The organism is Rhodococcus sp. NKCM2511 (assembly GCF_014905595.1).
Lineage (GTDB): Bacteria > Actinomycetota > Actinomycetes > Mycobacteriales > Mycobacteriaceae > Rhodococcoides > Rhodococcoides fascians.
In genome coordinates, this window is record NZ_BNHJ02000002.1 from 161,516 (window position 1) to 174,017 (window position 12,502).

Below are 12,502 nucleotides of genomic sequence, written 5' to 3' on the forward strand. Positions count from 1 at the left end.
AGTCAGACGCGCGCGGCTGCCAGCCCCAGGTTGCTCAGGACCTCACGTGTCGCGCGCGCGAAATTCAACGTGATGAAGTGCAGCGCGGGCGCACCTTCCGCGATGAGCCGCTCGCCGATGTTCGTGGCGAGCTCGATACCCACCTCTCGAACCGCGGCCTTGTCTTCCTCGGCTCCGGATCCTGCTGCGCGAGTGAACTTCTCGTCCAGATGCGACGGCAATGTCGTGCCCGAGAGCTCGAGCATCCGGCGCACCGAACGCAGCGAGGTGACGGGCATGATCTCGGGGATGATCGGCTTGGCACCCTGCTCGGGGTCGTATGCGCTGACGCGATCACGCAGCCGCAGGTAGTCGTCCACGTCGAAGAACATCTGCGTGATCGAATACTCCGCTCCCGCACGCAGCTTCCCGACGAGGCACCTGGTGTCCTGCTCGAGATCGTCGGCGCGGTGATGGCCTTCCGGGAACGACGCCACTCCGACGTGAAAGTCGCCCAGTTCGCGGACCATACGCACCAGCTCTTCCGCGTACTCGACTCCCTCGGGATGCTTCTCCCACTCGCCGAGTGGATCTCCCGGGGGGTCACCGCGAAGAACGAGGATGTTGGTGATGCCGCGGTCGGCGTACGACCCGACCATCGAGCGCAACTCGGCGACACTGTGCGACACGGCAGTGAGATGCGCCACTGGCAGCAGAGTCGTCTCCTCGGCGATCTGACCGGTGACGCGCACCGTTCGATCGCGGGTGGAACCACCTGCGCCGTACGTCATCGACACGAACGCGGGCTGGAGTTGCTCGAACTCTCGCACTGCTCGCCACAACCTGGCCTCGGCAGCCTCGTCGCGCGGGGGCGAGAACTCCACCGAGAACGGGATCCTCGCTTCGGGTTCGGTCCGCAATCGGTCGACGATCGACGGCGTCCTCGTCACGAATCCTCGGCTCGACCGCCCCCTGACGGAATCTTCGCTCACCCGAAGATCATAGGTTGCGCTGCGCCGCCGGCCCGCTGGGCATCCCCCGACGGCGTAGTTCGCTGCTCGTCGGTGCCGGGTTCGGGTGCCTATTACTGTGGGACTGTAACGCGTCTTTCCCACGAAGACCTTGGAGGATCGTCCTGTCCGGAGACCTGTCCGCGCCCACCAACTCTGTGTCCGTGAATGCGACGTCGCTACGGGATTCCGTCGATGCGAAGCTCGCGGAGTTCTTCGCCTCGCGTCGTGCGGTCGTCGACAGCGTCGGCGGCGGCTACCCGGCCGCAGTGGCCGACCTCGAGGCGTTCGTACTACGCGGCGGTAAGCGCATGCGCCCGGCCTTCGCGTGGACCGCGTGGCTGGGCGCGGGCGGTGAGCCCACCGGGGACCGCGCCGACGCAGTACTGCGTGCGTGCTCGGCCCTCGAATTGATCCAGGCCTGCGCATTGATCCACGACGACATCATCGACTCGTCCCGCACCCGCCGAGGCTTCCCGACCGTGCATGTCGGCTTCGCTCAGCGACATCGCGATGCGGGGTGGTCGGGCTCGGCAGATCACTTCGGGGTCTCCGCGGCCGTTCTCGTCGGCGACCTGGCGCTGTGCTGGGCCGACGACATGCTGCGCGAGTCGGGTATCGACACGGACGCGGCGCGGCGGGCGCAGCCCGTGTGGTCCGCGATGCGTACCGAGGTGCTCGGCGGTCAACTCCTCGACATCGAGGCCGAAGCCGGGACCGACGAGAGCGTCGCGGCAGCCATGCGCGTCAACCGGTACAAGACCGCCGCCTACACGGTCGAACGCCCGCTGCACCTCGGGGCCGTTCTTGCCGGGGCCGGCGAACCGCTGACTGCGGCGTACCGCAGCTTCGGTGCCGACATCGGCATTGCCTTCCAGCTGCGCGACGACCTGCTCGGCGTGTTCGGCGACCCGGAGATCACCGGCAAACCGTCGGGTGACGACATCACCGAGGGCAAGCGCACGGTGCTCATCGCCGTGGCCTTGCAACAAGCGGACGCGAGCCGTCCCGATCACGCGGCGAAGATTCGAGCCAGTCTCGGTACCGAGCTCAGCGAGAGCGAGGTCGCCGACATCCGATCGATACTCACCGAACTGGGCGCCGTCGACGCCGTCGAACGGCAGATCGACGAACTGGGCACCCGGGCCGTTGCCGCGCTGGACGACAGTTCCATCGATCCGATCGCCGCCGAACACCTTCGTGCCATGGCCACCGCCGCCATCCAACGGCAGTACTGAAAGAGAGCGTCATGTCTACGATCCGAACCGTTCCCGGCCGCACCGACTCGGTCGTCGTCGTGGGAGCTGGATTGGCCGGCCTGGCCGCGGGGCTCCACCTGCTGGGCGCAGGCAAGAAGGTCACGATCGTCGAGCGCGACGACACCGTGGGCGGCCGGGTGGGGGTGTATCCGGTGACCGACTCCGACGGAACGCATCTCTACGACATCGACAACGGTGCGAGCGTACTCACGATGCCGAACCTGGTACTCGAAGCGTTGGCCGCCGTGGGTGCCGACTTCGAGTCCACGACGCCGCCGATTCGGCTGACGTCCCTGTCGCCGTCGTACCACACGCGGTACGCCGACGGCACGTCCATCGACGTCTACTCGGACCCGGAGGCAATGGCCACCGAGGTCGAGCGGACCTGCGGTACGGCCGAGGCGCAGGGCTACCGCGATCTCCGGCGCTGGCTCGCCGACATCTTCGACGCCGAATTCGACCGCTTCATCGACTCGAACTTCGATTCGCCGCTGGACCTCGTGGGATCCAAGGCCGCGATCACCGATACCGCAACGCTGACGAAGCTGGGCGGCTTCGGTCGCCTCGGGCCACGGGTCGATCGTTTCCTGAAGGACACCCGTCTGCGCCGAGTGTTCACGTTCCAGGCCCTCTACGCCGGCATGGCACCGCAGAAGGCGCTGGCCGTCTACGGTGCGATCGCACACATGGACACCTCCCTCGGGGTGTTCTTCCCCGAGGGAGGCATGGCGGCTATCGGCCGGGCCATGGCCGACGCGTTCGTGACGGCGGGCGGCACGCTCGAACTGGGCACCGACATCGTCGACATCACCGTCGACCGCGGCCGTGCCGATGCCGTCCTCACTGCCGATGGACGTCGAATCGCTTGCGACGCATTGATTCTCACCGCCGACTTGCCCGTCGTCGATCGCCTGCTCGATCGCGCCTCGGTGTCGAAGAAAGGCAGGCGCAACGGGTACGGCGTCGTGTCGCCGTCCGCCGTCGTGGCCCACGGAACGGTTCCGGTCGAACTCACGGCGTCGTGGCCTGCGCGGGCGCACCACACCATCGACTTCGGCAACGAATGGGCCGAGACCTTCCGCCGGATCACCGCCCGCTCCGGCAAAGGATCGCTGATGGCCGATCCGTCACTGCTGATCACGCGGCCGTCGGTGAGCGATTCGGGCCTCGAGGTCGTGCGCGACGGGGTCCGCAGCGAGCCGGTCTCGATCCTTGCCCCGTGCCCCAACCTCGACAGCGCTCCCCTCGCCTGGGCCGAACTGGCTCAGCCGTACCTCCGAGAGATTCTGGCGACGCTGGAGGGCCGCGGATACACCGGACTCGCCGACGCCTTCGTGCTCGATCACATCGACACACCGCAGACGTGGGCGGACAAAGGCATGTTGTCGGGCTCGCCGTTCTCGTCCGCGCACGTCTTCCGGCAGACCGGGCCGTTCCGGAGAAAGAACATGGTCGCCGGCCTCGACAACGTGGTTCTCGCCGGCTCCGGAACCACTCCCGGTGTGGGCGTGCCGACCGTCTTGGTCTCGGGCAAGCTGGCGGCAGAACGAGTGACAGGGCCGCGAGGACGGTAGGTTCGTCCGATCGACTGCGTCGACCAACTAAGCTGAGCGCGATCGTTTGCCGGTCGCGATCTTTGCTGCGACCATGATCCTTCGGCCGACAGCGAGAACGCGGCGGCGCGGAGCCACATCTCGACACACACGACTCGCAGCAGAGGAGGAGCAGGCGGCAATGTCTTCGGTTTCGTCGCACTCCACCTCCGAAGGGCGCTCGTCGGACGGGTCTGCACCGGTGCCTGCGCGGCATCCGTCGAGACTGACGACCACCGGAAACTTCCTGCGAAGTCCCGAGGGCAAAGCAGCGATCCTCGGGGTTCTCGGTGCGGTCTGCATCATGTTCGGTGGATTCGGCGCGGGCAGCGTGCGCCGTCGTGACCCGTTGCTCGAAGAGATGCATCTGTCGTGGCTGCGATTCGGTCACGGCTTCGTGCTGTCGACCGTCATCGTCTGGGCCGGTGTGCTGTTGATGATCACCGCCTGGGTCAGGCTCGGCCGCGCCACGCTGCACGGCCGCACCACAGTGGGCGAGCTCCGGTGGATCGTGCCCGCATGGACGGCACCGCTGCTGCTGTCGGTGCCGATGTTCAGCCGCGACGCTTACTCGTACCTCGCTCAAGGTGCGTTGCTACGGGACGGCTTCGACCCGTATGCCGTTGGGCCCGTTGCCAATCCGGGAATCCTGCTCGACAACGTCAGCAACGTGTGGACCACGACCACTGCCCCGTACGGGCCGCTGTTCCTACTCCTCGGTCGCGGCATCACGAGCCTGACCGGTGACAATGTGATCGCCGGAACCATGCTGCTTCGCCTGACCATGCTCCCCGGGCTCGCTCTGATGATGTGGGCCGTCCCGCGACTGGCCACCCATCTGGGCGGGCGCGCCACGACGGCGGTGTGGCTCGCCGTGCTCAATCCCCTGGTGCTGATCCACCTCATCGGCGGAGTGCACAACGAGTTGCTCATGGTCGGCCTGATGACCGCGGGCATCGTGCTCGCGCTCGAGCGTCGCCACGTGGCCGGCATCGCGCTGGTGGCGATCGCTGTGGCCATCAAGGCAACTGCCGGTCTCGCTCTGCCGTTCCTGGTGTGGATCTGGATGCTGCACCTCCGCGACAAGGCGCGCGAAGAAGGCCGCACACCGCCTGCACCGATTCTGGCGTTCACGAAGACCGCGGGCATCGGAGCGTCCGTTTTCGTCGCGGTGTTCGCCGTCGCGTCTGTGATCGCCGGAGTCGGCATCGGCTGGCTCACGGCGTTGTCCGGCTCGGCGAAGATCATCAACTGGCTGTCGCTGCCGACGATCCTCGCGCATCTGGTGACCGTCAGCACCTCGTGGTTCCTCGATCTGCGTCTCGGACCGGTTCTCGACGTCACCCGGTTGCTGTGCGCGATCGCCTTGGTGGTCATCCTGGCCGGGGCGTGGTGGTTGGGCCGCCGATCCGAGCGGGACGCTGTCAAGGGCATCCTGATCGCTCTCGTCGCCACTGTCGTTCTCTCCCCCGCCGCGCTGCCCTGGTACTACTCGTGGCCGTTGGCGATCGCGGCCGGCTTTGCGTTGTCCCGCCGAACTCTGATGGTTCTCACCGGCCTGTCGACCTGGCTGATGCTGGTGTTCCAACCCGACGGATCCATCGGCCTGTACACGTTCGTGCACGTGGCCCTCGCAGTTTTCGCTGCAGTCGTTGCCGCGCTGGCGCTGACCCGAGTCGACCCGTTGCGTTTGCGATCGGACCGCTCCCGGGAACACCGTGCCGTACCCAACGCCCCCAAGACCGCGCCCGTCTCCAACGAAGACGACGCCACACCGTGAGGTCCCGCGCCATGAGTGCCCGCGTATCGAGAGAACTGACCGACATCGATCCTGCTCTGCACGAGGCGTATCGCATCTGCCGCGAACTGAACGCCCAGCACGGCAAGACCTATTTTCTGGCAACCAGACTGTTGCCCGTCGACAAGCGCGCAGCCGTGCACGCTCTGTACGGTTTCGCTCGGATGGTCGACGACATCGTCGACCTCGAGGGCACCGACATCGCGGTCGGTTCGGACGAACTGAACGCCCGCAGAATCGTCGAACTCGACATCATCGAATCCCGGGTGCGCGACGCCTTGGCCGGAAAACCGCTGTCCGACAGCACATCCGATCAGGTGTTGAGCGCATTGTGCGACACGGTCGCTCGGTACGAGATTCCCCACGATTACTTTTTCGCGTTCATGCATTCGATGCGCATGGACATCCCGGGCAGCGCGATGTTCGTCTCGCGGTACCGAACGATGGAGCAGTTGAACGAGTACATGTACGGATCGGCCGCAGTCATCGGACTGCAGATGTTGCCGATTCTCGGAACGGTGGTTCCGCGAGCCGAGGCGGAGCCGTCGGCTGCGGCGTTGGGCGAGGCGTTTCAGCTGACCAACTTCATCCGCGACATGGGTGAGGACCTCGACCGCGACCGCATCTATCTCCCGACCGACGAACTGGCGGCCTTCGGGGTCGACGAGGATCTGTTGCGGTGGTGCCGGACCACCGGCTCGGTCGATGCCAGAGTCACCCGCGCCCTCGCCCACTCGATAGCCGTCACCCGGTCGATCTACCGGACGTCGGACGCCGGGATCGACATGTTGGATCCGCGAGTGCGTCCGTCCATGCGAACGGCGTCCATTCTGTACGGCCGCATTCTCGACGAGGTCGAGGCGCAGGGCTACCGGGTGCTCTCCCAGCGTGCGACCGTGCCGCAGTGGACTCGCGCACGCGTCGCGCTACCGCAGTTCGCCGTCACCGGCTGGAAGCGCGCCACGGTCCGCTGACGACCGCTGTTCCAGCTGCTAGAAGGCCATTGCCTGAGCGCGTCTGATCACTTCGCGCATCAGGTCACCGTGCAACGCTGCGACCGGGGTACCGGGCAGACTGTCGTCCTCGGCGAACAACCACCGCAGAATTTCTTCGTCCTCGTAGCCGCCGTCGTGCAGCACCGCCAGCAGGCCGGGCAGGCCCTTGACGATTTCGCCCTTGGTCGTGTCGAAGAACTGCTCGGGCACGCCGGGGACGCGGGAACGCTTGAGAGCCAACAGCTGACGATCCCGCACGAGCTGCTCGACGCGCGTCTTGGGGACGTCGAGGATCTTGGCGACATCGGCGAACTGCAGCAGAGAAACCGACGGATCGAGCACGTCGTCGGCGTAGGGAATGGCACTCACGCGGGTAACGTTAACGGGTCCGGCGTCCAGACTTCAAAAGTGACGCGGCCCGCCACGGAGACCGAAGACACGAACCACGATCGTCGGTGAGCACCCACGGCGCCGATACCATCGTCGTCAGGCGTCCGGATTTCGAGCGGACACATCGAGGACGACGAGGGGAGGTTCGGTGATACCGGGTTCGATGCTCGATCGTCGATATCGAATAGACGCACCGATCGCACGGGGCGGAATGTCGACGGTCTACCGCGGACTCGACACCAGACTCGATCGACCTGTCGCGGTGAAGATCATGGATCCGAAGTTCGCCGAGGACCCGCAGTTCGTTCAGCGATTCGAGTTCGAGGCACGCGCGGTGGCCAGGCTGAGCCACCCCGGCCTGGTGGCCGTGTACGACCACGGGCGGGACGGCGATCACGCATTCCTGGTCATGGAGCTCGTCGAGGGCGGAACGTTGCGCGAGCTGCTGCGGGAGCGCGGGCCCATGCCTCCGCACGCCGCAGTCGCCGTGGTTCGCCCTGTGCTCGAGGCTCTCGCCGTCGCACACCGCGCCGGTCTGGTGCACCGAGACATCAAACCGGAGAACATCCTGATCAGCGACGACGGAGACGTCAAAATCGCCGACTTCGGGCTGGTCCGAGCCGTCGCCGCATCCACCGTCACCTCGAGCAGTGTGATTCTGGGCACGGCCGCGTATCTGTCCCCCGAACAGGTCACCACCGGCTCCGCATCCGCGAGCAGCGACGTCTACGGCGTCGGAGTCGTACTGTTCGAGCTGCTCACCGGACGCACCCCGTTCACCGGCGACACATCCCTGTCCATCGCCTACCAGCGCATCGACAACGACGTTCCGCTCCCGTCGACCCTCATCGCAGGCGTGCCACCACAGTTCGACGACGTGGTCCAACACGCCACCGTCCGCGACCCGGAACACCGATACCGCAACGCCGACGACATGGCCCGCGCGCTGCGCACTGCCGCGTCGGCGCTGGCACTTCCCGCGTACCGGGTGCCCACTCCTCAGCGTTCGGCACAGCACCTGAGCTCGGCGGCTGCGGGCGCACCGACGACAGTCGCCGGCGATCGACAGCCGCCCACCCGCACCCAGGTGGTGCAGAGCGCTCCCCCGGTACCGCCGCCCGACGGCGTGCACCACACCCGAGTGGTCACGTCACCGACATCCCGCGAAATCGAGTACGAACCGCAACCGGACGACCCGCAGCCGGCGGCACCCCTGGGCCGGCGACACTACGAATTTCCCGATTTCGCCGCCGATCGCCAACGGTCCCGGCGGGCCATCGTCGTCTGGTTGGTGGTCGTTGCACTGCTGGCCGTGTTGGTCGGTTTCGGCGGCTGGTGGATGGGCTCGGGCCGATACACCGCAGTTCCGATGGTCGACGGTCTCGACACCACCGGTGCCACGAGCGCGATCGAAGCGTCGGGCTTGGAAGCGACGGTTCGGGGAACGTACTCCGACACCGTCTCGACCGATCTGCTCATCGGCACCGACCCCGTCGGTGGTTCCCGAATCGCCAAGGGCGACACCGTCTTCCTGCTCGTCTCACTGGGCAGCCCGACCGTCCCCTCCATCGACTCCGACGCCTCCGTCGAAGACATGCAGCAGCAATTGCGCGACAGAACCTTCACCCCGGTCGACGGCGGCGAGGCATTCAGCACCACCGCACCGATCGGCGGCGTCGCGGCGCTCGATCCCCCGCCGGGAACGGTGTTGAACACCGGTGCCGCAGTCACCGTGCTGCGCAGCAAAGGTGCACCGCCGGTGCAGGTTCCCGACGTCCGCGGACAGAGCGTCGATCAGGCACGGACGACTCTCGAATCGGTCGGCATCACCGTCGACGAGGTCCGCGAGACGTTCGACGAGGACACCGACGGCGGAAAAGCGATCGGCACGAATCCGAAGGCCGGCCAGACCGTCAAGTCCGGCACCACCGCCGTCCTCGACGTGTCGACGGCAGTCACCGTGCCGTCGCTCCTCGGCCGTTCGGTGGGATCCGCACGCACGACTCTGGACTCGCTGGGACTGACGATCGATGTTCGTCAGGTGGTCGACACGGACGGCTCGTTGGTCATCTCCCAGAGCCCCGGAGCCGGTTCACGGGTGGAACCGGACTCCGAGGTCATGGTCGTCTCACTGCCCTGACCACCGCTGCCCTGACCCGCCAGGGCGGTGCCGGCGATCAGCCGCGAAGCATCTCGGCGACGAGGAATGCCAGCTCGATGCTCTGCTGAGTGTTCAGTCGCGGGTCGCAGGCAGTTTCGTAGCGCCCGGCCAGGTCGAGATCAGAGATGTCCTGGGCTCCGCCGAGGCATTCGGTGACGTCGTCACCGGTCAGCTCGACGTGGATTCCGCCCGGATGGGTGCCGAGGCCGTTGTGCACCTCGAAGAAGCCCTGCACCTCGTCGACGATGCGGTCGAAATGCCGGGTCTTGTATCCGGTGGACGCCTCGTGTGTGTTGCCGTGCATCGGGTCGCACTGCCAGATCACCTGGTGTCCGGTGGCCTGCACCTTCTCGATGATGGCGGGCAGGATGTCCCGAACCTTGCCGTTGCCCATGCGCGAGATCAGCGTCAGGCGGCCCGGCTTGTTGGTCGGGTCGAGGCGCTCGACGTATTCGACGGCCATCTCGGGGGTCGTGGTGGGTCCGATCTTGAGCCCGATCGGGTTCGAGATCAGTTCGGCGAGCGCGATGTGCGCGCCGTCGAGCTGGCGAGTGCGGTCGCCGATCCACAGGAAGTGAGCCGACAGATCGTAGAGCTTGGGGTGATCGTCGGTGTTGTCGAGCCGCAGCATCGCGCGTTCGTAGTCGAGGACGAGTGCTTCGTGGCTCGCGAAGATCTGGGCGGTGTGCAGATTGGGGTCGGAGACGCCACAGGCGTCCATGAACCGCAGGCCGCGGTCGATCTCCCCGGCCAACGCCTCGTAGCGTGCTCCGGCGGGTGACTGCGCGACGAATTCACGGTTCCAGTCGTGCACCTTGTGCAGGTCCGCCATCCCGGCTCCGGTCAGTGCCCGAACCAGGTTCATCGCCGCACTCGCGTTGGCGTAAGCGCGCACCAGCCGTGACGGATCGTGGCCGCGCACGCTCTCGTCGGCCACCAGCGAGTTGATCATGTCGCCGCGGTAGGACTGCAGGCCGAGCGCATCGATGTTCGACGAGCGAGGCTTGGCGTACTGGCCGGCGATGCGCGCGACCTTGACCACCGGCATGCTCGCCCCGTAGGTGAGTACGACGGCCATCTGCAGCAGCGTGCGAATGTTGCCCTTGATGTGCGGTTCGGTGTTGTCGACGAACGTCTCGGCGCAGTCGCCACCCTGAAGCAGAAACGCCTCGCCGCGGGCGACGGCAGCGAGCTTGTCCGACAGCGCCTCGACCTCACCTGCGACGGTGATCGGCGGAACGCTCTCGAGCACCTTGCGCATCTCGCCGGCCTGCTCGGGATCCCACTGCGGCTGCTGCGCAGCCGGCTTGGCCAACGCGTCGTCCAATCGAGTGCGCAGTGTCGGAGACAGCGGCGGCAGGTCGGGCAAGCGATCGATGGGTACGTCGACAGTCCAGTTCACCGCTACAGGATATTCGTACCGCCGTCACCGCAGGACAACGGGTGTTCAACCGCGGTACGAGTACTCCTCGATCGCCTGGAACTTGGCCAGATTGTGGCGCGCGTCGGCCAGGGCATCGTGGGCGTCGTCGGGCACCGCGGGAAGCTCGGGACTGCCGCGATCCTCCCAGTGCTGACGGAGCTCACGGGTGAATCGAGGCAGGGAACGCGGCAATTCGGTCATCGATCCCCACAGCTGGCAGAGCGCCACGTGGTCGTACGCCGCCACCCATGCCCATAATTCGACCTCGGCACCGTAGTGCGGAACGAGGAATTCGAGCAGTTCGTCGCGAATTCGGGATCGGCTCATCCACAACGGCGACGAGTACGGTGGCAGCTTGGGTAAGACGTTGCGCCGGACCCACCGGCCCGCCCGCTCGGGGTCGAACTCGGAGGACACCGCATAGAACTCGCGACCGTCCTCCGACACCACACCGATCGACACCAACTCGATTGTGCGACCATCCTCGATGAACTCTGTGTCGTAGAAGTAGCGCACGCGGCTCACCCTAGCGCGTGCCCCGGCACGTCCCCCACACACCGCAGAACCGAGCCGAACAAGCCCTGAAAGGGAACGTTGTGACTTCGTCCGACACCAACCGTCCGGTCGCCGAAGCGTCGGAGCCTGCCGGCCCGACGCGACGCCGGTGGCCGCGTTGGGCGGTGGCGTCGAGCAGGGTCGTCGTTGTCGTCGCGGCGGCGGTCGGTGTGCTCTTCCATCTCAACGGGTTTCCCGGGCTGCGAACGTTGGGTGAGCATTATCGACTGGATCTCGACGTCTACCGGCTCGGCGGAGAGGTGTTCGCTCGGGGCGGGGATCTGTACGGCCAGCTTCCTCCCATCGCGACCGGTACCACGTTGCCGTTCACGTATCCCCCGATTGCTGCCGCTCTGTTCAGCCCGCTCTCGAAGGTCTCGCTCTACGCCGCGTCGATGACGGTGACGTCGTTGTCCATGCTCGCGTTGCTGGCGACCGTTGTGCTCACGCTGATCTCGTTGGGGGTTCGCCCTCGCACGCTCGTGTGGTGGAGTGCAGGCGCGGTGTTCGCGGTGTCCGTCCTCGTACTGGAGCCGGTCACGTCCACGTTGAACTACGGGCAGATCAACATCGTTCTGATGATGTTCGTCGCGCTCGACTGCTTGCCGAAGAAGACTCCGTGGCCTCGGGGTGCGCTGATCGGTCTGGTCGCCGCCGTCAAACTCACTCCCGCAGTTTTCGTCTTGTTCTTCTTGCTGCGCAAGGACTTTCGCGCTGCAGTGGTATCGGCATTGAGCTTCGCGGTGTTCACGGCGATCGGGTTCGCGCTCACGTGGTCGGACTCCGTGAAGTACTGGACCGAGACGATCATCGATTCCGATCGGATCGGCGGCCCGGCGTACCCGGCGAATCAGTCCATCACAGGTGTACTGGCCCGCCTCGGAATGGACGAGCTCCCCCGTTCCATTCTGTGGATCGCAGTGTCGGTAGGGGTACTGCTCGTTGCGGGAATCGCGATGCGCAAAGCATTCGCCGCCGGTGAGATCGCCCTGGCGCTGACCGTGAACGCGATGTTCGGCCTGTTGGTCTCGCCGGTCTCCTGGTCACACCACTGGGTGTGGGCAATACCGTTCGCGATGGTGCTGGCCGCCGTCGGATACCGCCGTCGAAGCGCACTGCTACTGGCTCTGGTTGCCGTCGGACTGGCGATCATGGTGTACGCACCGCACTGGAAACTCGGTGAAGGTCGATCGAGTGGACTCGACTGGCCGTTGGTCGATCAGTTCGCCGCATCCGCCTACGTGTGGTGGGCGCTGGCCTCTGTGGTCGCCGTCGCGGCCGTGAAACTCTCGCCTCGGGTCACCCCGAAGGAAAGCGACACCGCGGTTCACTGACCGCCG

Annotated in this window: 10 protein-coding genes; 6 read left to right on the forward strand and 4 right to left on the reverse strand. The window is 66.2% G+C overall.

The window, feature by feature from the left end; translation table 11 throughout:
* Positions 1–2: 2 nt before the first annotated feature.
* Positions 3–971 (reverse strand): methylenetetrahydrofolate reductase [NAD(P)H], encoded by a 969-nt coding sequence (metF, locus tag JLZ96_RS17355; RefSeq protein ID WP_236254138.1) that lies wholly within the window; start codon positions 969–971, stop codon positions 3–5.
* Positions 972–1,108: 137 nt separating this feature from the next.
* Between metF and JLZ96_RS17360 the strand changes: the two genes are divergently transcribed.
* From JLZ96_RS17360 to JLZ96_RS17375, 4 genes are all read left to right on the forward strand, one after another.
* Complete coding sequence (locus JLZ96_RS17360; protein WP_045841359.1) at positions 1,109–2,227, forward strand: polyprenyl synthetase family protein; 1,119 nt, start codon at positions 1,109–1,111, stop codon at positions 2,225–2,227.
* An 11-nt stretch (positions 2,228–2,238) separates the two neighbouring features.
* On the forward strand, positions 2,239–3,822 hold the full coding sequence (crtI, locus tag JLZ96_RS17365; RefSeq protein ID WP_201010832.1) for a phytoene desaturase family protein: 1,584 nt from the start codon (positions 2,239–2,241) through the stop codon (positions 3,820–3,822).
* Between the two features lie 160 nt (positions 3,823–3,982).
* Positions 3,983–5,620: an alpha-(1->6)-mannopyranosyltransferase A gene (locus tag JLZ96_RS17370; protein ID WP_201010833.1), complete on the forward strand. Its 1,638-nt coding sequence runs from the start codon at positions 3,983–3,985 to the stop codon at positions 5,618–5,620.
* Between the two features lie 11 nt (positions 5,621–5,631).
* Entirely contained in the window at positions 5,632–6,612 is a 981-nt protein-coding gene (locus JLZ96_RS17375) for a phytoene/squalene synthase family protein (RefSeq protein ID WP_032368109.1), read from the forward strand.
* A gap of 18 nt (positions 6,613–6,630) precedes the next feature.
* Here the strand turns inward: JLZ96_RS17375 and JLZ96_RS17380 are convergent, their stop codons facing one another.
* Positions 6,631–7,002 carry an Rv2175c family DNA-binding protein gene (locus JLZ96_RS17380; protein ID WP_027497362.1) on the reverse strand — a complete coding sequence of 124 codons (372 nt, stop codon included), beginning with the start codon at positions 7,000–7,002 and terminating at the stop codon, positions 6,631–6,633.
* A gap of 184 nt (positions 7,003–7,186) precedes the next feature.
* Between JLZ96_RS17380 and pknB the strand changes: the two genes are divergently transcribed.
* Positions 7,187–9,163, forward strand: coding sequence for a Stk1 family PASTA domain-containing Ser/Thr kinase (gene pknB, locus JLZ96_RS17385; RefSeq protein WP_201011020.1), 1,977 nt, complete (start codon positions 7,187–7,189; stop codon positions 9,161–9,163).
* 37 nt (positions 9,164–9,200) lie between these two features.
* Here pknB and JLZ96_RS17390 read toward each other — a convergent pair whose 3' ends face one another.
* Positions 9,201–10,586, reverse strand: coding sequence for a class II 3-deoxy-7-phosphoheptulonate synthase (locus tag JLZ96_RS17390; protein ID WP_027497364.1), 1,386 nt, complete (start codon positions 10,584–10,586; stop codon positions 9,201–9,203).
* A 45-nt stretch (positions 10,587–10,631) separates the two neighbouring features.
* Entirely contained in the window at positions 10,632–11,123 is a 492-nt protein-coding gene (locus JLZ96_RS17395) for a polyadenylate-specific 3'-exoribonuclease AS (protein ID WP_032370301.1), read from the reverse strand.
* Between the two features lie 80 nt (positions 11,124–11,203).
* Between JLZ96_RS17395 and JLZ96_RS17400 the strand changes: the two genes are divergently transcribed.
* The gene (locus JLZ96_RS17400) at positions 11,204–12,496 is read left to right on the forward strand and encodes a glycosyltransferase 87 family protein (protein ID WP_201010834.1); all 1,293 of its coding nucleotides are present in this window, start codon (positions 11,204–11,206) and stop codon (positions 12,494–12,496) included.
* Positions 12,497–12,502 lie beyond the last annotated feature (6 nt).

Coding starts and splice junctions, on each gene's coding strand:
- pknB (WP_201011020.1), top strand. CDS start 7,187: ATGCTCGATCGTCGATATCGAATAGACGCACCGATCGCACGGGGCGGA.
- crtI (WP_201010832.1), top strand. CDS start 2,239: ATGTCTACGATCCGAACCGTTCCCGGCCGCACCGACTCGGTCGTCGTC.
- JLZ96_RS17370 (WP_201010833.1), top strand. CDS start 3,983: ATGTCTTCGGTTTCGTCGCACTCCACCTCCGAAGGGCGCTCGTCGGAC.
- JLZ96_RS17375 (WP_032368109.1), top strand. CDS start 5,632: ATGAGTGCCCGCGTATCGAGAGAACTGACCGACATCGATCCTGCTCTG.